Genomic DNA, 20,739 nt, shown 5'->3' with positions numbered 1-20,739 from the left:
TTCCACGGCGATGGCGAATAAAGGCTGGATATCGAGGGGCAGAGCTCAGTTCAGGCTGTCGGTCATTTCGATGATGTCGTCAGCAGCGTGCTCATCCAGTTCGCGCAACAGGCGATAAGCCTGGGCCACCGCTTGCAGGGTTTCGCGCGGGATGAAGCGGCCGACCTCACTGCGATACAGGGTGCGGGCCAGCCAGACGAAGCGTATGACCGGCACACCGGCCTCGCGGGCACGCTCGATCAGGTCACGGGCATCAGCATCCTGGCCCTTGCAGATGATGCGCGGCAGGGCGGTTTCCTCAGGCCGGTAGAACAGCGCCACGGCGTAGTGCGTGGGGTTGACCAACAGCATGTCGGCGTCTTCCACCGGGGCCTTTTTCGGAGCGGGCGCGGCGCCGCCCTGAGTGAGTTCGCGGCCCATGGAACGGCGGTGCGACTTCATGTGCGGGTCGCCTTCGGAATCCTTGTGCTCCTTGCGGATGTCCTCGTGGCTCATGCGCTGGCCCTTGAGGAAGAAGTATTTTTGCAGCCCGAAATCAAGTGCCGCCAGCACCAGCAAAACGCCCAGGCAGATTCGTGAAAGTCGCGAGAACATGTCGATCATGGCGCGCCAGTACGTATCCAGATCGGTGTTGGCCAGCCCGATCAAGTCCTCCACGGCGGGCGGCAACAGCGCATACAGCACGCAGGTGATCAGCACCGCTTTGCTCAGGCTATTGAACAGGTTGAACAGTTGTTTGGCCGAGAACATCTGCTTGAACTGATTGATCGGGTTGAGCCGGTCGAAATCCAGTTTCAGGGCCTCTGGCGCGAAGAGGATACCGAATTGCGACCAGCCGCCGATGACCCGCATGATCACCGCCAGGCCCAGCGCCGGCAGCATGAACAGCAGAAGGTCGATGCTGGCCTTGATGAACATCTCCTTGAGCGCGGTCTGGAAAGGCATGCCCAGTTGGCCGAAGGGTACGGCCATCAGGCCTTTGAGCTTATCCATGCCGCTTTCGGCAAGGGTGAAAATCAGCTCGATCAGGGCACCGAAGATCAAGAGTTTGTGAACATCCTGGCTTTGCCCGATCTGGCCTTTCTTGCGCGCGTCGTTGAGTTTTTTCTGGGTCGGTTTTTCTGTTTTTTCGCTCATCGATGGCTCCTGGCAAGTGTGTTTTTCAAGGCATCAGGGCCGCGGGTTCAGCAGCAATGGCAGGGTATGGCGCAGATCGCCCAAGGCATCGAGCCGACCTTCGGCAAGGAGCGACAGCATCGGCAGGTACAGCACCAGGAACGCCAGCCCGGCCAGGCTCTTGGCCGGCATCGCCAGGGTAGAGACTTGCAGTTGCGGGCTGTACAGACTGAGAATCGCCATGCCGAATTCGATCAGCAGCAGCAGGCCGACCAAGGGCGCGGCGTAGAGCACCATGAAGCGGAAAATGCTCGCGATCAGGCTCAGGTAAACAACGAATCCATCGGCCGCGGGTATCGGCATCCATTGGGTCGCCGGCCACACGCTGTAACTGTCCCACAGCACTTGGGTGAGACTGGAAAGGCCTGCACCGAGGATCAACAGCATGATCAGCACTTGCTTGAACATGAATCCGAGTTCAGAGGTGTTATCGCCGAGTGCCGGGTTGATCTGTCCACCGATCAGGGCGCCGCGCTGGTTGTCGAACAGGCAGCCAATGGATTCGAACAGCCAGAACGGCATGGCCAGCAGAACTCCCAGCAGCATGCCGAGTACCGCTTCCTTGAGTGCCAGGCCACAAAGGTTCAGCCAATGGAATTCAACCCCGACCAGCGTGGCGCGGATCCCCGGCATGGGCATCAGGGCCAGCGCCAGAACGATGCCGTTGCGCTGCATGCCTTTGAGTTCGCGAAAGGAAAACGCCGGAACCAGCAGCAGGCAAGGGTAGATCCGCGCCATGCCAAGGGTCAGGGCAATGACAGAGTCGGACAACAGACTGATGGCGTGCTCGAACATGTCAGTGCCCGGTCTGCGCAATCATGCCGAACGCCAGTAGGGTCAATTGCATCAACTCGACGCCGATCCAGCGCCCGGTCAGAGCCAGGGCGATGCCGACCGCGACCAGTTTGATGGCGAACGGCAGCGTCTGGTCCTGCAACTGCAGCACCGCTTGCAGCAACGATGTGACGATGCCGACAATCACTGCCACGATCAGCGGCGGCGCCGAGAGCACGACCACCAGCAGCATGGCCTGTTTGAACAGGTTCAGGATTTCCATAAGTGCCTCGATTTTTCGGGGGCAGGCGGGCGGTTACAGGTAGCTGTAGAACAGACCGTCAAGCAGGCGCGTCCAGCCGTCCACCAGAACGAACAGAAGGATTTTCAGGGGCAGGGAAATTGTCATGGGCGCGACCATTTGCATGCCCAGGGCCAGCAGGATATTGGAGACGATCAAGTCGATGACGATGAATGGGATATAGATCAAAAAACCGATCTGAAAACCGGCCTGCAACTCCGAGAGCACGAACGCCGGGACGATCACCAGAATGTCCTCACGACTGGCCTTGGCCGCCATCTCCGCCGGCCACATACGCTGGGTGTTTTCCAACAGGTGGGTCTGAATGTCGGGATCGACGTTGCGCGACATGAACAGCCGCAACGGCTCGACGACCTGGCTGGCAGAGTCCTGCATTTGCACCAATGTTTCATGACGTTCCGGCAATTGCTTGAAGCGTTGCCCCATCTCGTTGAACACCGGGGCCATGACAAACAGGGTCGCCGCCAGCGCGATGCCATATAGCGCCATGTTCGGTGGCACCTGTTGCACCCCGATGGCGTTGCGGGTGATCAGCAGCACCATGGAAATCTTCAGGAACGCGGTGCAGATCACCATCAGCAACGGCACCATCGAGAGCCCGCCGAGAAACAAGGCGAGCATCATCGGATCGATTTGTCCCTGACTCATCGCAGTTGTTCCAGGCGTGTAATCTGCAGACCCAGACGCCCCTCCACATCCACCAATTCGCCATGAGCCAAAGGTCGTTCGCCATGGCACAGCATGGCATTGCCCACGGTGCTGCCCTCCACGGTCAGTACCGAGCCGATGGCCAGAGTCCGCAGTTCCGATAGCTTGAGTGAGACGCTGCCCATGCGCAGGGTCAACGCCAGCGGCAGGTCGGCGAAGCGGTCTGCGCTGGCGAGAGTTTGTCCGAGGGCGGAGGTGTCCAGATCGGGCAAACCTTCAAGGGCGTTCATGGAGTCAAGGCTGGGAGGGTTGAGGTAATCGAGCGGTGCATTCATGGCGGTTTCTTCCAGTTCGGTGACAATGAAACGCGGAGGGTTGGTACTCTCCATTTGTAGACTCAGGCGGCAGCCACCGATTTGCAGGGGGCCTTGCCCGTCCGGGGCAAAAAGTGCTTGCTCGGGGAATACGATGTCGCCCTGGCGCAAGGAGCGAAGGGCCGCTGCACTCATGTGGGTACGACCCAGCAGGAAGGGGATGCAGAGGGGCAGGTCACTGTCCGGGACTGACAGCGGTGGGCGCCAGTTGCCTCGATCGAGCAGCCGCAGCAAGGTGGTCGGCGCCAGTCGTAGCTGACTGCAAATCCGCACGTCGTTGATGCGCGCTTCCAGCAAACATTCCAGGCCGTCATCGAGGGGCGTTTGCGCAGGTTCCAGATGAATGAACAGCGCCTGCAATTCGGGGCTCAGGTACTGGTTATAGATCTGCCAATACCAGGCGCTGTCCTCCGGGTTGCGGTCGCTTTCCGACAGCATCGCCGGGCAACTGGATATCAGGCTGAGCAAGGCTTCCGCATCGCTCAACAACAAGGGGCCGCAGCCGCTGGCCATGACGTTGCCGGTGATCGACCGGGGGCCAGTGTCGAGCAGGTGTACGCTCAACGTGCCCCGGGCCGCTTCCAGCTGAAAGTCCAGCGTCAGGCCTTTACCCAAACGTCTGCGCACCTGGGCTTCATCGCTTTTCATCGGCCGCAGCCTGAGTGCTTGAACGGTCATCTCAACGGTCCTTCAGTTCGAATGACAGCTTGACTCGCCGCCCGAGACGCTGGCTCAACAGTCGGCGGCTGGATTCCTGGTTTTCCCGGCAGCGCGTCCAGGCATCGCCCTGGGCAAAACGCAGGGCGATATCCATGACATTGCCCTGGCGCATGACCTGTACCGCGACTTCGCCGAGGTTCGGCAGTTCGAAAACAGCCTCGATGGGCAGGTCATCGGCGAGCGGTGGTTGTTCGTCGATATGTTGTGTGAGGGCATCCCACAACGGAGCGCTATAGGTCGCGGCGCCAGACTCCGGTTCGAACGATGGCGTGCTGCCGGCGAAGCCCTGGGAAGACCCTTCGCCGGTGAATCCGCCAAGTGCCGGGGAGAACCAGCCGAGATCGGGGCTGATCAGCGTCTCGAAGACTTCACCGTCGTGGCGGATCTCGCTCACAGGCTCGGACGGGTGCGCGGTTCTGGGGAACTCGTTGCGGCCAGGTGTTTCCTGAGGGCGTGTGTTGGCCGTTTTGGTCGAGGCGTGAGCGTGGTTCATGACGCCTCCCGGGCAAGATCGAGCAAGTAATCGAGCTTTTCCACATCGCGCAGTCGACGGTTGACTTCAAGGCGACTTTCTTCAGCCCAGAGCGATTGTTGGTCGTGTTCCTTTTGCAGCGCGATGCGTGCCTGTTCGCTGCGCTCGATCCTGCGCAGCGACAGTTGTTCCTCGGCAAGGGAATCTTTGAGTTCCGTCAGCGGCATCGGTTTGTCGCGATACTGTTCGAGCAACTCGAGGCGTCGCTGGCTATGGATCGTGCGCAAGCGCAGGGTTTCGCTGCTCAAGCTGTCGAGCCGGACGCGCATCTCGTCGAGTACCTGGCGCTGACGGCGCCAGGCCTGTTCGGCAAGCCTCAAACGTTGCCGACGAATAGGCTCCAGCATGTCGACGGTTTGGCCAATCATCGCGAAATTGCCGGCAGGGCAGTCGTCTTGGTCTGCATCAGAGTGGGACATTGGCGGTTACCTGAGCAAGATGATCGAGGGTGTCCTCGAAGGACACCGGTTCGCGCAGTGACTGTTGCAGGAAGTCATTGATGGCGGAGCGCGAGTCCACCGCACAATCGGTCAAAGGGTCATGACCCGGTTGGTACTCACCGAGCTTGAGGAGCATTTCCACTTGTTGATACGCGGCCATTAATTTGCGTATCTGGGTGGCGCTTCTGACCTGTTCGGTTCCCACCACACCGCTCATCGTGCGGCTGAGACTGGCGAGGATATCGACCGCCGGGTAATGGCCGCTTTCGGCGAGCCTTCTGGAGAGAACGATGTGGCCATCGAGCAGCGAGCGGACTTCGTCGGCAATCGGATCGTTCATGCTGTCCTGTTCGATCAGCACCGAATACAGGGCGGTGATCGCTCCGTCGTGGGTTCGTCCGGCCCGTTCGACCAGGCGTGGCAGCAGGCTGTACACCGAGGGTGGTAATCCGCTGCGACCGCTGGGCTCACCGCTGGCCAGGCCGATTTCGCGCTGGGCGCGAGCGAAACGCGTCAGCGAGTCGACGATCAGCAGCACCGATTTGCCTTGTTCACGAAAACCTTCGGCAATCGCGGTGGCGGTGAAGGCGGCCCGGGCTCGCTCCATGCTGCTGCGGTCGGATGTCGAGCAGACCAACACGGTGCGGCTGCGCAACTGCTCGTCGAGTTCATGATCGAGAAATTCACGCAACTCCCGTCCGCGCTCACCGATCAGGCCGAACACGATTGCATCGCATGGGGTATTGCGCGCCAGTTCGGCGAGCAGGGTGGTCTTGCCGCAACCGGCGCCGGCGAACACCCCGACCCGTTGTCCTTCGCCGAGGGTCAGCATCCCGTCGATGCTGCGCAGCCCGGTGGGCAGCGGCATCTCTATTCGTGGACGGGCGGTCGCGGCCGGGGCATCGCGAATCACCGGGATGGCGCCCGGTGTGCCGGCATCGGCGAACGCACTGGGGCCGTCGCCATCCAGGTTGCGTCCAAAACCGTCGAGCACCGCGCCGAGCAGACCGTCGTCGACACACAGACTGTGGGGCTGGAACAACGGTTTCACCGCCGCGCCAATGGCAATGCCGTCAAGCGGGCCAAGGGCCGCGAGCAAGGTGTTCTGGCGGTCGAAACCGACGATTTCAGCCATGACCAGACTGCCGTCGGCCCGGCGGATTTCGCATAGATCGCCCATCCGGGCCCTGGGGATCTGGCTGTGCAGGAGAATCCCGCTGACCGCGCAGATACGCCCGTGAACCTCCACTGGAGCCGCTCGTTGCAGGCGTTCGCGCTCGCCCTGCGCCCAGTCTTCCAAACGCTCGAAAGCTTCACGCATCACCAGCTCAACTCGACTCGGCGATCACCCTCGAAAATCACCCGGTGATCGTTGATCTCCACCAGACGCATCCCGTCGACCTCATCACCGAGGAACAAGCGGCGCCCATCGTTCGTGACGATATGGGCCAGTCGGCCATTGCTGATCTGGGCCACGGTAAACGGCAGGATCGGTGTAGCGACCGGCAGGGCACTCTGGACCCGGATCGGGCTTTGATACTGACGTTCGAAACGCAGCAGCATCCGTTCGGTCAGCTGCAGCAAGTCGTCTTCGGCGAAGTTGCCATGCAGGAGGATTTTTCCCGGTTCTTCGGTCAAGGTGATGCGGTTTTGCAGGTCTCGCTGTTGCAGCATTTTCAGGACGACTTTGCGCACTTCCTGTGCATCGGCCAGCTTAACTTTGGTGGCCGGTGGCGGTGCGGCGGGGACCGGTGCCTGGCGGTTGAATGCCCACAGCAGGATCCCGAGAAACAGCGCCAGACCGCTGATCATCAACACTGAAGCGATCAGTGAGGGTGGCTGACGGCGCGGCTGCGGGTGTGCTGTTTCATCCCGTTGGGCGTTCATGGACAGCAGTTCTGGCTGCTCTTGGGAACCGTCCGGTTGTTCACTGACGATCGAAGGCTTGTCAGCAGGTGCTTGCTCGGCGGTGACTGTCTCGTCTTCCGGCCAGTCGGTGTTGGCGCTGACCACCGAGAGCCAGACGCCGTTCAAGGCAAAGGGGGTATCGGGTTGCAAGGTCGAAATCGCCTCGACGCGGTGCCCCTCGTTGTCGGTGACCACGCCTTCCTGACCGGTCAGCGACCAGGTGCTGTCAACCAGCCGCAGCAGGCAGTGGCGGTGTTTGATCCCGGTATCGTAGAGAGCAAGGTCGGCGTCGCTTGACGAACCGATGCTCCACTCGGCGCCGGACAAGGGCAGTGCCGCGCCACGATGCAAACCGGTTAATACGCGCAATTCATACAGCATGGTGTGCTCCATCAGGCCATCAAGGCCTGCGCCTCTTCCAGGTCGATGCGTCCCAGGACATTGACCTGCACCGTCGAAAGCAGCTCGACGAAGGACAAGACCGGAACATGATTGAAATCATCCTGCAGCAGGCTGCGCATCGGGCTGCGCAAATCCTGGGCAACCAGCAGCACTGGCGCCGGTCGGGCCCGCAATGGAAAGGCTTCGCGCAGTTGCTCGACGAAGGCGCCGGCCAGTTCCTGTTCGAGGGCGAAATAGGATTCGCTCTGGGTCTGGCGCAGCGCGTCGCGTAGCAGCACCTCGGTTTCCGGTGTCACCAGCCAGGCGTGCATGACCCCGCTTTCGCTATGCTGGTGGCAGATCTGGGCCTTGAGGGCGATGCGCACGTAATCGGTCAAGGTGCTCAGATCGCGTTCATGCTGGCCTTGCTCGATCAATGTCTCAGCGATCAGGCGCACCGCGCGCAGGGAAACCAGCTCGGACGAAAGCCGCTGCAGCACCGCCGAGAAGCGTGCCAGGGGCAGGGTGCGTTGTAGTTCCTGGGCGAGTTCGGGTTGCTCGCTTTCGAGCCAGCCGATAATCGCCTTGGTTTCCTGCAACCCGATAAATTGCGGCCCCGTGGACTGGAACGCGCGGTTCATCCGTTCAAGAATCAACGCCTCGCAACTGGCCCCTTCGACTTCATCGCGCAGCAGAACGGGATGCTCAGGATCGAACCAGAACCATTGGCTTTCATCGCGCTCGGGCAAACCGGGTTCGCCGCCATCGTCGTCATTGACCAGGCGATAATCCACGGCCAGTTTTTGCGTGGCGAAACTGGCGCGGATAAGCGGCACTTCATACACGCTGAACAGAAATTCGTCGGTTTTTTGCTGCTCGTCGAACTCAATGTCGAACGAGGGCAGGGTCAGGCCAAAACGATGAACCAGGGTGTTGCGCCGTTGGCGGATAGTCTGGATCAATTGCTCGACTTCGCGGCTACCCTGATGACTGGCGTGGAAGCGCAGCAGATAGGCCCGTGACGGGTTGAAACGGCGGATGTCTTCACGGCCATTCAGCTCAGGGTTCTTGAGTCGCTCTTCTCCGGCGTTGGCCTGTTGGGTGTTTTTATGGCTGGCGCGCAACAGTTGGATCAAACCACTGGCCAGGCACAGCATGCTGATGGTGATGAACACCAGGCTGGGCATGCCGGGGATGGCCGCAAAGCCGAGCATCCCCACCGAGGAAATGACCCAGGCCTTGGGTTGGCTGGTCAACTGCTCGGCGATTTCGCGGCCGATATTCAGGTCCAGGGACTGACTGTCGGGGGCCACCCGGGTGATGATCATGCCCGCGGTCAGGGAAATCAGCAGGGCGGGGATTTGCGCGATCAAGCCGTCACCGATGGTCAACACCGAATACAGGTGCATCGAATCCGCCGGCTCCATGCCGTTCTGCAACACACCGATCGAGAAGCCGCCAATCAGGTTGATGAACACGATGATCAGGCCGGCGATGGCATCGCCCTTGACGAATTTCATCGCACCGTCCATGGCCCCGAACAATTGACTCTCCTTGGTCAACTGTTCGCGTCGCTGGCGGGCCTCGCGGACATCGATCAGCCCGCCGCGCAGGTCACTGTCGATGGACATTTGTTTGCCGGGCATCGCGTCCAGGGTAAAGCGCGCAGCCACTTCCGCCACACGCTCCGAACCCTTGGTGATAACCAAGAAGTTGACGATGGTCAGAATCAGGAAAATCACCAGACCGACCGCCAGGTTGCCGCCGACCACAAAGCTGCCGAATGCCTCGACGATATGCCCGGCGTCCTGTTGCAGCAGGATCAGGCGCGTGGTGGCGATGGACAGGGCCAGGCGAAACATGGTGGTCAGCAGCAACACGGCCGGGAACGTCGAAAACGCCAGTGGCCGCGGCAAGTACATGGCCAGCACAATCAGCAAGGACGAGATGCAGATGTTCAGCGCGATCAGCACATCCACCAGACCGGTGGGCAAGGGCAGAATCATCATGAAGACGATGGCCATGACCATGAACGCGCCGACGATTTCGGTACGGCGCATCGCCGAAATGGCCAGTCGGTTGAGCCAGGATATTAGCTTGTTCATCACTTGGGCTGCCCCTGTCCATCGGCAAGCCCAAGTGTTTTGCGTTCATGTCGGGATACCTCGTCCATCAACCCCAGCATCAACCGCAGGCAGTTCTGCCGGGTCTTGTTGTCTTTCCATACCGGCAAGGGCAAACGCTGTAACAATGACAACAAGCCATTGAGGAAAATCGGTTGCAGGCGCTGATCGCGGCCGACGGTTTCTTCGGTCAGGGAGGAAAGGTCACGGGCAAAGAAACCATTGCCGCAGAACCGCACGATCCGCCGGGCCAACTGCAGGGTGGTCATCTTGCCGGTAGCGTTCTTCTGCGCGAGTCGCTCCAGCAGCTCGCGACAGATTTGCAGCATATTGCTCAACTGGCTGGAGGCGCCCAAGCCGCGCAACATCGAACGCAACGCCGCGCCGGGCAATGACGGCGCCATGGCCGCGATGTCGTCGGCCAGCGCCCGTTGCAAGGTGCGCAGCACCCGGGGAAATTGTTCTTCATTGAAGCGCTCAAACAGTGACTCCAGCAGAATGGACAGCGGTTGCTGGCCGACGATGGCTTTGTAATAGAGCTGACGAATGATCTTGCGCTGGTCGGCGTCCTGACTGAACAAAGCGATGGCGCTAGCGGTGTTCAGCCCGGCGCGAATCTTGTCGCCGTGCAACGCTCGCAATTCTTCGATAGCCGTCTGTACGTCAGCGATTTCTTTATCGTCGCCACTGGCGGTTGCCAGGCGCAGGGTTTGCTGCAAAACGATGTCGGTGCGTGCCGGATCATCCTGAGTCAGTGCCAGCATCGCCTGCATCGAGGGTTGCTGTTGCAGCAGCATCTGCATGCGCCGAGCCTGCTGTTCCAGGCTCGGTTGGTCCGGATGATCGAGCAGTCGATAGAGCTCGGTCAGCTTCTCGATTCTCTCCAGGCGGTTCGGCGCCTGTGAGGTCTGGACGTGACGTTCGTCGATACGCTTGGAGTGCCGTTCGACACTCTCGCTGAACTTCATACCGATTTCTTCCATGGAGTCCAGCAACGGGTTTCTGGGGACCTCCACGCGTTCAACCTTGGGGGCGGGCGCAGGAATGAAATCCGGTATTGCAGGCGTGTCGTTATAAGCGCCGATTTTCATAAATAAGGAACGCCATGAAAGAGTCTAGGTGTGTTCTGTGTGGCACTTTCCAGCGTTGGGTTCCCTTTGCGTTTTACTATTTTTTGTTTCAAGGGTTGTGCAAAAAATTGCATTGGATTTGTATATTTAATGCAACAAATGGCACGGTAGTGCCATTTTTGACTTATAAATATCCAATGAAATCAGTTAGTTAAAATTTTATAAGGACTGGTACATAAGCTGCTCTATCTCTCTCGCCATGTTGGCCATTTCATTTGCATGAAGCGAGGGATTTATTATGGAACTAAGCAGCGTTCAGCCTGACGTGATGGGCTCGATACATCTGGATGTTGGGGCGTTGGCAAGAAACAGTGAGCGCAAGTTGCGCAGCTTTATTACTCAACGGGTATTCAACGCAGCCGATGTCGATGATTTGATGCAAATGACTTATCTGGAAGCATTGCGTAACCAGCACAAGTTCATTGGGGCCTCGAAACCGGAAACCTGGTTGTTCGGCATTGCCATGAATCTGGTGCGCAACCACTTCAAATGCATGTACAGCCAGCCACCCTGCAGCGAACTGGAGGAGTCAGGTGCCGACAACCTTGAACACGGACATGACCCAAGCCACGTGAGTGATCATCAGCGCATCCTCAGCCGTACGCTGAAGGCCATCGGTGAATTGTCGGAAGACATGCGTAACGTCATGAATCTGGTGGTTGAAACCGATATCAGCTATCAGGATGCGGCGGACAGTCTAGGGGTCCCGATCGGTACCGTGCGTTCGCGCTTATCCCGTGCTCGCGAGCAGTTGAAGGCCAGCGTTTTTGCAGGAGCCGTATACTCATGAGCAGCCTGAAGCAAGGGGTACCTCAGCAAGTCTTGCCACGTGGTGTACGCGAATCCACTGATGCGGATCTTCCCGCCATGATGGCGATCTTCAACGAGACGGCGGACACGGGGGCCAATTCCCCGGTGACCCGACCCATGACCCTGGAAGAGGTCACCTTTTATATCAACCTGTACAAGAACGACGGTTTGCCGGTGTATGTCATCGAGCGAGGTGGCGAAGTGGTCGGTTGGTTATCGATCAACCGGTTCAGTTGGGGGACCCAGGCGTGTCGCAACACGGGTGAAGCCGCCATTTATGTGCGCGCTGACCATTACGGTCGGGGAGTGGGGGTACGCTTGGGCCAGGCCTCGGTGATTCTGGCCAGGCAATATGGTCTGGAAACGGTAGTGTCATGGATCATGGGCGCGAACACGCCGAGCCAGCACATCGTTCAGGCCATCGGAGCACGTCTCTGGGCACGCCTGCCGAACATCGCCCGATTCGGTGAAACCCGTGCGGATGTTCTGCTCTTTGGCTTGCCGCTCTATGAAGAGCTCTCGAACCCGGCGCCACTGGTCAATCAAGACGCTTGATAGGAGCCAGATCAACCTGTGGGAGCGGGCTTGCTCGCGAAGGCGGTGTGTCAGCCAACTGGATGTTGAGTGAACTGGCCTCTTCGCGGGCAAGCCCGCTCCCACAGGGGATTTTCGGTTGAATGCGGAACTTGTGTCACAGGAGATGGCATTGGGCGCCTGCCAATGCCATCCATTTGAGCTTGAGCGTCACTGCGCAGGTGTCAGCCTGAAAGCCGGGTTGTCCGGGTTATACCCTTTCGCGGCGAGCGTGGTTTTCAGCTTTTTCTCCAGCGAGCCACTGCTGCGATCGCTCAGCGCTGTTGTGATGATGTCGGCTCGTGACAGGCCATGACTGGTCGAGTCACCCTGGACCGTTTCGGCATAGGCCAGGCCTTTGCCCGCTGACTGCATGCTGGCGGGGGTATGGTCGATGAAGGCCTGCGCTGGCAACATGCTCTTTAGTTTACGGCCCAACTCCTGGGTCCCGGCGTAATCGCTGCGGACATAGAGAATGGCGGAATCGGTTCTTTGGCCGAATATTTCGGGGCCGGCTATTTTTCCACTGAGGATGCTGTTCTCACTCTTGATCAGTGTTGTCATGGCCTTTGCCAATTCGCCAGCATAACGCGGTTCGACACCGATGGTCAGCCGTCCTTCGTCTTCGCCCTCCGCTTGGCGACGTGCGGGTTCAGGCACGATTCGGTAGAAGTCCTTGCCTGCACGAGGATGCTGGTCCATATAGACACCGAGGAGGCGGTATTGCTTGCTCATGCCGTCCAGCCCTTGGGGGTACAGTTCGATCCCGTCCGTGCGTTCAAGCTTTTTCAACCCCGCCATGTAGGCTTTCTGCGCGTCGGGCGCCATCGGCTTGGTCTTGGGTGCGTCGTTCTTGAAAAGCTCGTAAATAGTCTCTCGCATGGGTTGTTTGAGCTTTTGTGCTTTTTTCGCCCAGGTGAGCAGGCTGGCAAAGGTTTTCTTGCCGTCGGGAATCTCGCCGTCCTTGATCGCGACACGGCTCGTCGCGGAGCTGCTCTGGCCTTGCTCCAGGTTGATCTGTCGCAGATTGAGGCGTCCAGCCAGTTGGCGCGTAACCTGCGGCTGTGCCTCGGCCGCTTTCTCGTTGAGCGTCTGGGCAATCCGCGAGCTCTGGCTCTGTCCACCGAGGAGGTGGCTGGCACTTTTGAAGAACTTGTCCACGGCGGCTTGCTTGTCCGGGCGTAGCACACTGATCTGGCCATCCGCCGCGGCACGGATTTCATAGTGCTTGCCGTTGACCTCGATCCGGCCATGGGCCTTGAGCGCCCGAACATCGACATTCGAATCTTTCAGCGCCTCGACACTGGTGAAGCGTGATTGCACAGGGTTCATATACGAGCCTCGCGCCAGCCTTTGATCCAGTCGCACAGCGTCGCGATTTCGCGCATCAAGACCGCTACACTGAGCTTTTCCCGGGCGATGCTTTGGTAGGCAAAATACAAACCGCTGCCGGCGTCCCAGCCGAGCCCGGGACCGGCGCTGACGAGGGGGTTGAGTGCGCCACCGAGCAAGCGCTGCAGGGGCAGGCCTTTTGGCGTTTCGAGCAGACCGATCAGCAACAGGCGCTGGTGAGGGTCATTGCACGCCAGCTTCAGCGGATAGTCGCCATTGACGATCAGATCGCACATCCCTCGGTCATCGAAAGCCAAGGGCTGCATGTCAAGGGTGGTGGAAAGATCTTTGAGCAAGGTTTTGTAGAAGAGGTCACTCACGCCTGAATCCGTACGTTATGGAGATAAGGCCTAAGTGGTATGGCGGGTGCTGTCAGTTCCATCAATATAGGATCCCCAAATGTTGGGGAAACATTGCGCTCATAACGCGGATGGCTGTTTATTTTCGAGTCGGGGTGCATCTATTAATTATGCATCCTGAGCATTTAATGTTGTTTAATTCGGCACAGCAATTTTTTCCAATACATCATAAGTCATTCTTGTTTTCATTTGGCCTCTTTTTTTCGGAAGGCAACTGATGAGTGATCTATTTTGGCCGCGTCGCCAGCAGCATTTTATTCGTATGGTTGAACTAAGTCAGCCTAACTCCCTTAATAAAGATGTGCTGAATTTGTTGGGGCGTATACTGTCCATGGTTAATGCGCTTCGTAGCCTCCAGTCTCTTGGGGATGCCGGCAAACCTTTGCGTGAAAGTATCAAAAAAACCATTGCGAATCACCTGAGTTCTGCGTCTGGCTTTGTGCAGGATGATGATTCAAGCCGAATGCTTGCTTATGCGGCCGAGGGGTTGACCAGCCCTGACTCCAATCGGGCCATGGGGCCCTTATTGGCAGGCCTCAATGAAAAGGAAGTTGTCGGTTACGTGGGAGGGTTGACGACCTGGCTCGGTAAAACCAGAAGCCTTTTCTACTCGGCTTTCTTTGGAACCCCCAATGCACGGCTTCAGCGAGTGTCCGATATCATTGATGGGCATTTTCAAGAAAGTCTCCTGAGGATAAACGAACAGTTGGGTTCATCGCTGCGAACAGTTCCAGGTTGCTCTTATAAAATCATCGACCTGTTTGGTATTGCGGGTGAAGCCAATTCATTTCCTAAGCATTTTGCCTACTTTCTTCCGGAAGATCACGGTGTCAAACACTCGTCAGTCAAGAGAACGGTTGTCTTCGCCAATACCTACAAAAGTCTCTATGAGCATATTTCTCTGCAGCAAATTTCTCTGTTTGGCTGGACCGCCGAACAGCTTCCTGCTCTGGAGGAAGTTGATGAGTATTTGATTGCCTGGTTTCGAGGACATGACCTTGGCCATTCGATCGTATTGAAGGAGACCGACTACGCGGCTTTGAGCCGATGCGATCGTTGGGGGTCGATGGTTGTACAAGAGGCCGTCGCCGATGTTTTTGGATACCTTGTTTCTCAAGACCCCGAGGTTGTTGCGCGGCTTGGACTGGATCCTGCAAAAGCCGCACGGGTTTACATGCTGGAGCTCCTCAGATACCTCAGGCGTGGTCCAGCTCTCTTTCCAGACGCCGGGGCCGCCTATATTCAACTTCGTCTGCTGGAAGAGTGTGCCGTAGTTGTCAAAGAGGGGGCCCGGATGCGGGTTGATCTCCATCGTTTTCATGCCGGTATGGTCTACGTTGCACAAGTGCTGCTCAACAACGTGCTGAATGCAGATGCCGACACATTCAAACAATTCATCTCGCGATATAGCCCTCATTTACTCGAGAACTCCGGGGAGGACCTGCTCTACGGAATGGACATCTGTGACATGGCTCTCGGTTACCATCAGGCGCTGACCGAGGGCAATGACAGTGGAGTTCAATAACGGATTTTTGTTAAGTCTGTCGCTCTGCCTGGACATAGGCCTCGCCAACATGGCAATGATCACGCTTGTCATTCAAAGAGGTTTTTCGCAGGGCGTCTGGCTTGGAATCGGAACCTGTGTGGGGGATTTGATCTACGCAATTTTGGCGATGGCAGGCATGGCGGTGTTGCTGCAGTTCGAGGTTGTCAGGTGGGTGCTTTGGATCGGAGGCTCAGCGGTATTGTGCTATCTGAGTGCGAAGATGCTTATCTCGACCCTGAGAGTGCAGTCAGAGACGGCTGAGGTAGAAACGGAAGGGGGCATCAGTAACCTTTCTCTATTTTCCCGTGGCATGTTCCTGGCCATGTCTTCCCCCAGTGCCATTTTGTGGTTCGCGGCAGTGGGGGGAGCCATTATCGCCCGCCAGGGGTCAGATGCTGTCAGCGCGGGGTTATTCCTTTCGGGCTTTTTCGCTGCGGGTGTGGTGTGGACGATGGTCCTTTGCACGCTGGCCTATCAAGGCGGAAAGATGATGGGTAAAAAGATGCTTAAATTTTCACAGTTGGCTTCCGCCCTAATCTTCGCCTACTTCGCCGTCTACGTCATTTATAGCGGCTATGCAGAGTTCATCGTTGGCCGCTCAACGCTATAGCATCGAGGTATACCTGACAGGGGAAACGCCCATGACCTTGCGAAAGGCATTGCAAAAGTGGCCTTGGTCATAAAAGCCGAGATCCATGGCAATCTTCAGAGGCGTTTCCCCTTTGCGCAATCGCCGTCTTCCCTCGATTAATTTCAACTGCTTGAAGTATTGCATCGGGGGTAAATTCGTTGTCTTTTTGAAGGCTCTGACCAAGTGAAACTTGGAAATGTTGGCTTCGCGGCAAAGATGTTCGAGGCTGATGTTTTCCTGCAGATTTTCCCTCATGTATTCGATCAGGCGAGACAGCTTGGCTGGCATGATGGAAATATCAGGCTTGCTTTGAAAGCGCGTCATCTCGATGAGTAAGCGGACGAGCCGTTCCTCTTGTTCGTCGGGCTGCGGCGCTTTTTCGAATTCCCTGATGGCGCTCAAGAGCGCGCTATCGGTAATGACCCCTTCATGGAAGATCGGCTGGTCCCGGTTGCCCAAGGCATCGTTTTCTGCCAAAACAGTTCGCACCTGCCGGGCATCGAGATGAATGCTCATAAAGTGAGTGCCCGTTGGACAAAACTCGGATGATTGTATGGTCAGGGGATTGTAGAGCGTAATCTGATTGGGCCCCACTTCTTGTGACTTTCCATCGAACCAGATCCTTTCATGGCCCGTCAAATTGGCGCTAATCACATATTCCTCATGAGTATGCTTGGGGTAGTGGGTCCCGGCGGCGTACATCTTCGAGAACTCTGCAAAGGAGTGATTCGATACGTGTTCCATCACGAGTGTCATAGTGTCCCTTTATGTTTTGCAGAAGCGCGGTCAATGGACAAATGATACGGCCTGTAATGGATTGCACAAGACGGCACATTTCACGCTGTTATGAACATTATTGTTCGTTACAGCGTCGCGCGAGCCTCCATCAAGAACTGACACGTACCTTTATTGAGGCAAATAGAGCTGTTGTATGCGAGCCAGGGTGCCATCATCGCGAAGCGTTTCAACCGCCTTGCGCAAGTCTTGCACCAGTTGAGCGGAGCATTGTTTCGAGCAGGCCAGATAGAGCTCTGCTCTGCTCATGACCGGGCTCATGAACAGCTTGCGTTCAGACATCTTCGGCCAGATGTATTGACTCTCGGGAACACCGTTGAACCAGGCATCAAGGCGACCTTTCAAGAGCATCTGTGCGGGGTTGTCGCCAATGGTCAGCGGATGGATCTGCTCGTCGCTGAAGCCTTGTGCACGGAGGATTTCCTCCTGCGCACTACCGAGGCCGACGCCGATCACCCGGTAGGTTTTTTTCGCTTGTTCGAAGCTGCTCACTGGCCGGTCGATGCTGAAGAAGGCTCGCTCCATGGGCATGACCGATGCGATCCAGGTGAAGCGATCTTCACGTTCCGGCGTGCGTGATAACGGGGTGATCAGGATATCCTGCTTCTCGCTGACGTGTTTCTGCGACCTCGCCCAGGGAAGCACATGGATATGAGCGATATAGCCGGCGTTGGCAATGGCTGTCAGAACGACTTCTCCGACTATTCCGTGGCCTTGGGAGCTATCGACAAGCGTCAGTGGCGGCGCGTCCGGGATGTACAGTTCCAGCGGCGATGGCTCGCCACCCGCGTGGCAGGCCATCAGCAGCGATACCGCCAGACAAAACCTGCAAAGTGCCGTTGTATAGGCATTTGATAACCGTGAGCTCCCGCTCATGGTTGGCATCTCAGGCATTGGAAGAGCCACAATTCACCAGTAGTGTTAATCACGGGGGTGATGAGTCTGCCGGCCGTTTTGTGTTATCGAATTCGGTATCGGCGTGGTTATTCTACGCAGACTTTGAGGCCAGACGCACCCTCCCATAGGTGAATGTGTTATGCGCAAGCAGCGCCTTCCGGGAGGGGCGCCTATTACTCCTTCAAACCTCTATTTGTGCGATCAGCGCGCCCAAATACGATGCGCCCCTCTCGCTGATCGCATGACGCAAAGTCCTCTCGGCTGCCGTGACAGCGTTATGGCTAGCCGCCCGGCAAAATCGATAAACCAGATCGACTGTTTTTTGCGGGTCTAGTGCCTGTTGTGTGTCCGCATCACAATGAGCAAGCAACAAATAGCGCAAGGTCAAGGTCCGAATGGCCAGAGTGTTCGCCCATTCGGTAAGGCTTACGCCGTAATCAAGCCCGGCACTGGTACTGGAAATGAACGGGAAACCTGTGCGAGTCATTTCGGCAGCTATGAAACGCTTCAGGATCGGTTCGAGCGTGCCGTGAGCCTTTTCCCGGTAAAGGTTACGATAGGCGAGCTTGAGCGTCCATTGAGCCTGCACCGGCGTTTCCCCGGGCTCGATGGCCGAGGCGCAGAGTATTTGTTGCCGCAGGGCCTGCGGCACACCCGATGCATTCAGGATGTTCATCAGCACGATTAGCAACGGGTCTGCAATGATCTCCTCACTGCTGGCTATTGGGGGCTCATATTCTGCCGCCTCAAGTGGTAACTCTTCGGTCCAACAGGCATGGGGCAGCGCTGCCAGCCTGGTGGCGATCCAATGCAGGCGCAGCAATACCTGTCCGGTGGACATTTGCGTGGACAGCGCCATTTGCAGAAGAAAGCCGATCACTGAACGCCATTGAGACGAGTCCATGCCAGGAAACGCCTGGTTGCTTGCCCCGTAAAGGTGGAAGTCGTCCTGGTGGCTTTCAACGATTTGGTAAGGGTCGTCACCAAACAGCCCCAGACGTGCGATTTCCGGGCAGCTCATGGTCGCAGACTTCACCAGCGCGCCATTGATCCGGCGATACATGCGCGGGTAATTGGCACAGGTATCGGTGAGTACCTGTTCGCCCTGCTGCGCATGGATCTGGCAACGTCCGCCCTGAAGCGCTCCACACTGACCGCCAGCCCTGCTCATTTGATAGCCCGAATCGTCTTTGACGATCAGGTTCAAGAGTTCAGGGTAGGTTCGGCTGTACAAGTCCTGACTGCGATCGCTGACCGCGATGCGCCAGTCGCCTTTGCAGCAGTTGTCTTCGCAGCGTTCGGCCAGGCATGTGAACTGCTGCACATGCCTGAAAGTCCTGATGGACTGAATCCCCATGCACAATCTCCAGCGGTCAAGGTTCGTTGCAGACTGAGTGGACATTGCGCTGGAGTTGTTCCATGGAGCAAGAGCAAATAGCTGTAGTCACTATATTACTCAGCCTGCTACTTCTCCGTCCATTTCCCACCACCGGTTTCGCAATCGATCTTGGCCTGCGGCAGGTTCTCGATGCTGTAGTAATACGTGATGACTTGGGCATTGTCGGGAATGTTCAGCGGTTTGCTGTTCTTGTCTTTGCTGATGGACTGAGGGTTGGCCAGCGCCTCTGGAGTCAATGTGCCCAGGCAGGTGGCCCGATAGCGATCGCCGCACTGTGCGACTTTTTTCTTGGTGCTGGTCAGCATTTCCTTGCTCTCGTTGCTGCAGGACCAATCAATAGAGTCCACGGGCATGCCTTCGTACTCATAGCAGGAATGTGTTTCGATCACGGGAACTGAAGGGCTTTGGGATCGGGTCTTGACGTCGCACCCTTGGGCCATCACCCACATGGGGCACAGGCAGACGATCAGAAGCAGAAGAAGTCTGTTCATCGGTATTTCCTCTCCTTAGCGCCCCATGCGGGGATCTGGGAGTCAGCTACACGAATGGCTGGCCGGTGAAACCACGCGGCAATCTTTGCAATCCGGGCATTTCGATCAGCCGCTGGGTCCAGGCTGCGCGCCAGTCAGTGACGGTGTGGACGACTTTGGCCTTGCGTGCGGCCCGACGTGCAGCGTTGCGTTCGGCTTTGCGCGCTTCTTTGAACGCATCGGTGTTGCGGCAGCTTCTGCATTTCACGCGGGTCAGTATGCTGCTTGAAATCAGGTTGCTGCCTTTGTGTCCGCAAGCCAGGTGCCCGCCGACTTTGAAGTGAGTGACCATGAGGTATCTCCTTCTTGATATGTAATCGTTCGACAGATGGGCGAGGGCGTTCGTTCGTTATATAGCAGGCAAAAAAAGGCCCGCATGCGGGCGGGCCAGGGGATTTCTTGAAAGGAGTGGGTGCACTGTAGAGGGGGAATTGTGAAGGCGGTGTGAAATGAGCAAGGGCGCAAACAAAAAAAAGCCCGGCAAACTTGACCGGGTTGGTGTGTAGCGCAGACAGGGATAAGCCTGGTGACGATGATGTCACCGATCAGGTGTCCTGACTCGGGCTCTGTCCTTGGCTTGAGTACCTTGGTCGACTCATCTGAAACGAGGCAGCGGCGGCTCGACAGGTTTGAGTGAAGACAGCGCGCTGCGAATCTGCGGCGTGTCTTTCTCGATGTCGTTCAGACGATCGCGAATCCTGAGGGCTGTCGGATGCCCCCCTTGATTATCAACCCAATCGGCGATTTCCTTGCATGCAGCGGCAAGGCGCGCCTGACGGGAGTCAAGCAGGGTGAGCAGGGTGGTGATGGACTCTTTCTCGGACATGACATACACCTCCGTTCAAAGAAATCGGGTAAAGGGCAACAAAAAGCCCGCGGGGAGCGAGCTTTCTGCCGTAGGGTCGCTGATCCTTCAGCTCCTTTTAGTATAGACCCGGAAATAAAAGAGGTCAGCTCAGGCCAGCGGGGACGATACCTGTGATCTCGCGTTAAGCCGCCGACATTCGCGTGCGGCGTCCTCTTCAAGATCGAAGCCGTCACCGATGAAACCGCGAGTGCGGGTATCGGTGATGCGATACCAGACGGCAGCGTCGGGTGGCGGGTGATCGGGTTCTCCGGCCCGGCGACCATGAATGATGATCTTGTTGCACCGTTTCACAACGAAAATGTCTTCCATGGCGTCACCGAAGCTATTCGTATTCAGATCAAGCATAGAAGCCCTTTGCGATCATGCAAAAAACGGACAGGTCAGTTCGTCGGTTTAGTCCAACTCAAAGAG

Annotated in this window: 24 protein-coding genes; 4 read left to right on the top strand and 20 right to left on the bottom strand. The window is 57.4% G+C overall.

What is annotated here, in order from left to right; translation table 11 throughout:
• Positions 1 to 45 precede the first annotated feature (45 nt).
• The 11 genes from sctU to sctW are packed head-to-tail and all read right to left on the bottom strand — an operon-like array spanning position 46 to position 10,489.
• Complete coding sequence (gene sctU, locus PSH97_RS14935) at positions 46 to 1,137, bottom strand: type III secretion system export apparatus subunit SctU (protein ID WP_305445567.1); 1,092 nt, start codon at positions 1,135 to 1,137, stop codon at positions 46 to 48.
• A 33-nt stretch (positions 1,138 to 1,170) separates the two neighbouring features.
• The gene (sctT, locus tag PSH97_RS14930; protein ID WP_305445566.1) at positions 1,171 to 1,971 is read right to left on the bottom strand and encodes a type III secretion system export apparatus subunit SctT; all 801 of its coding nucleotides are present in this window, start codon (positions 1,969 to 1,971) and stop codon (positions 1,171 to 1,173) included.
• A gap of 1 nt (position 1,972) precedes the next feature.
• Positions 1,973 to 2,233 carry a type III secretion system export apparatus subunit SctS gene (sctS, locus tag PSH97_RS14925; protein WP_305445565.1) on the bottom strand — a complete coding sequence of 87 codons (261 nt, stop codon included), beginning with the start codon at positions 2,231 to 2,233 and terminating at the stop codon, positions 1,973 to 1,975.
• A 33-nt stretch (positions 2,234 to 2,266) separates the two neighbouring features.
• Entirely contained in the window at positions 2,267 to 2,920 is a 654-nt protein-coding gene (gene sctR, locus PSH97_RS14920; RefSeq protein ID WP_305445564.1) for a type III secretion system export apparatus subunit SctR, read from the bottom strand.
• A complete protein-coding gene (locus PSH97_RS14915; RefSeq protein WP_305445563.1) occupies positions 2,917 to 3,972 on the bottom strand; it encodes a FliM/FliN family flagellar motor switch protein in 1,056 nt (351 codons plus the stop codon). Before PSH97_RS14915 ends, sctR begins: the two co-directional genes overlap by 4 nt.
• 1 nt (position 3,973) lies before the next feature.
• The gene (locus PSH97_RS14910) at positions 3,974 to 4,507 is read right to left on the bottom strand and encodes a type III secretion system HrpP C-terminal domain-containing protein (RefSeq protein ID WP_305445561.1); all 534 of its coding nucleotides are present in this window, start codon (positions 4,505 to 4,507) and stop codon (positions 3,974 to 3,976) included.
• Complete coding sequence (locus tag PSH97_RS14905; RefSeq protein ID WP_305445559.1) at positions 4,504 to 4,965, bottom strand: type III secretion protein; 462 nt, start codon at positions 4,963 to 4,965, stop codon at positions 4,504 to 4,506. Before PSH97_RS14905 ends, PSH97_RS14910 begins: the two co-directional genes overlap by 4 nt.
• Positions 4,952 to 6,307 carry a type III secretion system ATPase SctN gene (gene sctN / locus PSH97_RS14900; protein WP_305445558.1) on the bottom strand — a complete coding sequence of 452 codons (1,356 nt, stop codon included), beginning with the start codon at positions 6,305 to 6,307 and terminating at the stop codon, positions 4,952 to 4,954. Before sctN ends, PSH97_RS14905 begins: the two co-directional genes overlap by 14 nt.
• On the bottom strand, positions 6,307 to 7,275 hold the full coding sequence (locus PSH97_RS14895) for an FHA domain-containing protein (protein ID WP_305445557.1): 969 nt from the start codon (positions 7,273 to 7,275) through the stop codon (positions 6,307 to 6,309). The genes sctN and PSH97_RS14895 overlap by 1 nt, the downstream gene beginning before the upstream one ends.
• 11 nt (positions 7,276 to 7,286) lie before the next feature.
• On the bottom strand, positions 7,287 to 9,380 hold the full coding sequence (gene sctV, locus PSH97_RS14890) for a type III secretion system export apparatus subunit SctV (RefSeq protein ID WP_305445556.1): 2,094 nt from the start codon (positions 9,378 to 9,380) through the stop codon (positions 7,287 to 7,289).
• Positions 9,380 to 10,489 carry a type III secretion system gatekeeper subunit SctW gene (sctW, locus tag PSH97_RS14885; RefSeq protein ID WP_305445555.1) on the bottom strand — a complete coding sequence of 370 codons (1,110 nt, stop codon included), beginning with the start codon at positions 10,487 to 10,489 and terminating at the stop codon, positions 9,380 to 9,382. Before sctW ends, sctV begins: the two co-directional genes overlap by 1 nt.
• 277 nt (positions 10,490 to 10,766) lie before the next feature.
• Between sctW and PSH97_RS14880 the strand changes: the two genes are divergently transcribed.
• Together PSH97_RS14880 and PSH97_RS14875 are read left to right on the top strand one after the other, a co-directional pair.
• A complete protein-coding gene (locus PSH97_RS14880; RefSeq protein WP_305445554.1) occupies positions 10,767 to 11,318 on the top strand; it encodes an RNA polymerase sigma factor in 552 nt (183 codons plus the stop codon).
• A complete protein-coding gene (locus tag PSH97_RS14875; protein ID WP_305445552.1) occupies positions 11,315 to 11,893 on the top strand; it encodes a GNAT family N-acetyltransferase in 579 nt (192 codons plus the stop codon). The genes PSH97_RS14880 and PSH97_RS14875 overlap by 4 nt, the downstream gene beginning before the upstream one ends.
• Positions 11,894 to 12,082: 189 nt before the next feature.
• Here PSH97_RS14875 and PSH97_RS14870 read toward each other — a convergent pair whose 3' ends face one another.
• Together PSH97_RS14870 and PSH97_RS14865 are read right to left on the bottom strand one after the other, a co-directional pair.
• Entirely contained in the window at positions 12,083 to 13,243 is a 1,161-nt protein-coding gene (locus PSH97_RS14870) for a T3SS effector HopA1 family protein (RefSeq protein WP_305445550.1), read from the bottom strand.
• Positions 13,240 to 13,623: a CesT family type III secretion system chaperone gene (locus PSH97_RS14865; protein ID WP_305445548.1), complete on the bottom strand. Its 384-nt coding sequence runs from the start codon at positions 13,621 to 13,623 to the stop codon at positions 13,240 to 13,242. The genes PSH97_RS14870 and PSH97_RS14865 overlap by 4 nt, the downstream gene beginning before the upstream one ends.
• A gap of 256 nt (positions 13,624 to 13,879) precedes the next feature.
• On the opposite strand from PSH97_RS14865, the gene PSH97_RS14860 reads away from it, so the two are divergent.
• Together PSH97_RS14860 and PSH97_RS14855 are read left to right on the top strand one after the other, a co-directional pair.
• Positions 13,880 to 15,187, top strand: a complete 1,308-nt coding sequence (locus tag PSH97_RS14860; RefSeq protein WP_305445546.1) for a hypothetical protein — start codon at positions 13,880 to 13,882, stop codon at positions 15,185 to 15,187.
• A complete protein-coding gene (locus PSH97_RS14855; RefSeq protein WP_305449806.1) occupies positions 15,174 to 15,818 on the top strand; it encodes a LysE family translocator in 645 nt (214 codons plus the stop codon). Before PSH97_RS14860 ends, PSH97_RS14855 begins: the two co-directional genes overlap by 14 nt.
• Here PSH97_RS14855 and PSH97_RS14850 read toward each other — a convergent pair.
• From PSH97_RS14850 to PSH97_RS14820, 7 genes are all read right to left on the bottom strand, one after another.
• Positions 15,813 to 16,595: a helix-turn-helix domain-containing protein gene (locus PSH97_RS14850; protein ID WP_305445544.1), complete on the bottom strand. Its 783-nt coding sequence runs from the start codon at positions 16,593 to 16,595 to the stop codon at positions 15,813 to 15,815. The genes PSH97_RS14855 and PSH97_RS14850 overlap by 6 nt on opposite strands.
• A gap of 150 nt (positions 16,596 to 16,745) precedes the next feature.
• Positions 16,746 to 17,510: a substrate-binding periplasmic protein gene (locus PSH97_RS14845; protein ID WP_305449805.1), complete on the bottom strand. Its 765-nt coding sequence runs from the start codon at positions 17,508 to 17,510 to the stop codon at positions 16,746 to 16,748.
• A gap of 202 nt (positions 17,511 to 17,712) precedes the next feature.
• Entirely contained in the window at positions 17,713 to 18,888 is a 1,176-nt protein-coding gene (fliB, locus tag PSH97_RS14840; protein WP_305445542.1) for a flagellin lysine-N-methylase, read from the bottom strand.
• A gap of 107 nt (positions 18,889 to 18,995) precedes the next feature.
• Positions 18,996 to 19,421 (bottom strand): hypothetical protein, encoded by a 426-nt coding sequence (locus tag PSH97_RS14835; RefSeq protein ID WP_305445540.1) that lies wholly within the window; start codon positions 19,419 to 19,421, stop codon positions 18,996 to 18,998.
• A 46-nt stretch (positions 19,422 to 19,467) separates the two neighbouring features.
• Positions 19,468 to 19,752, bottom strand: coding sequence for a hypothetical protein (locus tag PSH97_RS14830; protein ID WP_305445538.1), 285 nt, complete (start codon positions 19,750 to 19,752; stop codon positions 19,468 to 19,470).
• Positions 19,753 to 20,055: 303 nt separating this feature from the next.
• Positions 20,056 to 20,286 (bottom strand): hypothetical protein, encoded by a 231-nt coding sequence (locus PSH97_RS14825; RefSeq protein WP_008012835.1) that lies wholly within the window; start codon positions 20,284 to 20,286, stop codon positions 20,056 to 20,058.
• 129 nt (positions 20,287 to 20,415) lie between these two features.
• On the bottom strand, positions 20,416 to 20,673 hold the full coding sequence (locus PSH97_RS14820) for a hypothetical protein (RefSeq protein WP_305445536.1): 258 nt from the start codon (positions 20,671 to 20,673) through the stop codon (positions 20,416 to 20,418).
• Between the last annotated feature and the right edge of the window lie 66 nt (positions 20,674 to 20,739).

The sequence above is a fragment of the Pseudomonas cucumis genome, assembly GCF_030687935.1.
GTDB classification, from domain to species: Bacteria; Pseudomonadota; Gammaproteobacteria; order Pseudomonadales; family Pseudomonadaceae; genus Aquipseudomonas; species Aquipseudomonas cucumis.
This window is presented reverse-complemented; position numbering and strand designations above follow the sequence as displayed.

Bases quoted from the DNA above. Each gene is read 5' to 3' on its own strand.
- sctU (WP_305445567.1), bottom strand. From the start codon at position 1,137: ATGAGCGAAAAAACAGAAAAACCGACCCAGAAAAAACTCAACGACGCG.
- sctT (WP_305445566.1), bottom strand. From the start codon at position 1,971: ATGTTCGAGCACGCCATCAGTCTGTTGTCCGACTCTGTCATTGCCCTG.
- sctS (WP_305445565.1), bottom strand. From the start codon at position 2,233: ATGGAAATCCTGAACCTGTTCAAACAGGCCATGCTGCTGGTGGTCGTG.
- sctR (WP_305445564.1), bottom strand. From the start codon at position 2,920: ATGAGTCAGGGACAAATCGATCCGATGATGCTCGCCTTGTTTCTCGGC.
- PSH97_RS14915 (WP_305445563.1), bottom strand. From the start codon at position 3,972: ATGACCGTTCAAGCACTCAGGCTGCGGCCGATGAAAAGCGATGAAGCC.
- PSH97_RS14910 (WP_305445561.1), bottom strand. From the start codon at position 4,507: ATGAACCACGCTCACGCCTCGACCAAAACGGCCAACACACGCCCTCAG.
- PSH97_RS14905 (WP_305445559.1), bottom strand. From the start codon at position 4,965: ATGTCCCACTCTGATGCAGACCAAGACGACTGCCCTGCCGGCAATTTC.
- sctN (WP_305445558.1), bottom strand. From the start codon at position 6,307: ATGCGTGAAGCTTTCGAGCGTTTGGAAGACTGGGCGCAGGGCGAGCGC.
- PSH97_RS14895 (WP_305445557.1), bottom strand. From the start codon at position 7,275: ATGCTGTATGAATTGCGCGTATTAACCGGTTTGCATCGTGGCGCGGCA.
- sctV (WP_305445556.1), bottom strand. From the start codon at position 9,380: ATGAACAAGCTAATATCCTGGCTCAACCGACTGGCCATTTCGGCGATG.
- sctW (WP_305445555.1), bottom strand. From the start codon at position 10,489: ATGAAAATCGGCGCTTATAACGACACGCCTGCAATACCGGATTTCATT.
- PSH97_RS14880 (WP_305445554.1), top strand. From the start codon at position 10,767: ATGGAACTAAGCAGCGTTCAGCCTGACGTGATGGGCTCGATACATCTG.
- PSH97_RS14875 (WP_305445552.1), top strand. From the start codon at position 11,315: ATGAGCAGCCTGAAGCAAGGGGTACCTCAGCAAGTCTTGCCACGTGGT.
- PSH97_RS14870 (WP_305445550.1), bottom strand. From the start codon at position 13,243: ATGAACCCTGTGCAATCACGCTTCACCAGTGTCGAGGCGCTGAAAGAT.
- PSH97_RS14860 (WP_305445546.1), top strand. From the start codon at position 13,880: ATGAGTGATCTATTTTGGCCGCGTCGCCAGCAGCATTTTATTCGTATG.
- PSH97_RS14850 (WP_305445544.1), bottom strand. From the start codon at position 16,595: ATGACACTCGTGATGGAACACGTATCGAATCACTCCTTTGCAGAGTTC.
- PSH97_RS14845 (WP_305449805.1), bottom strand. From the start codon at position 17,510: ATGAGCGGGAGCTCACGGTTATCAAATGCCTATACAACGGCACTTTGC.
- fliB (WP_305445542.1), bottom strand. From the start codon at position 18,888: ATGGGGATTCAGTCCATCAGGACTTTCAGGCATGTGCAGCAGTTCACA.
- PSH97_RS14835 (WP_305445540.1), bottom strand. From the start codon at position 19,421: ATGAACAGACTTCTTCTGCTTCTGATCGTCTGCCTGTGCCCCATGTGG.
- PSH97_RS14830 (WP_305445538.1), bottom strand. From the start codon at position 19,752: ATGGTCACTCACTTCAAAGTCGGCGGGCACCTGGCTTGCGGACACAAA.
- PSH97_RS14825 (WP_008012835.1), bottom strand. From the start codon at position 20,286: ATGTCCGAGAAAGAGTCCATCACCACCCTGCTCACCCTGCTTGACTCC.
- PSH97_RS14820 (WP_305445536.1), bottom strand. From the start codon at position 20,673: ATGCTTGATCTGAATACGAATAGCTTCGGTGACGCCATGGAAGACATT.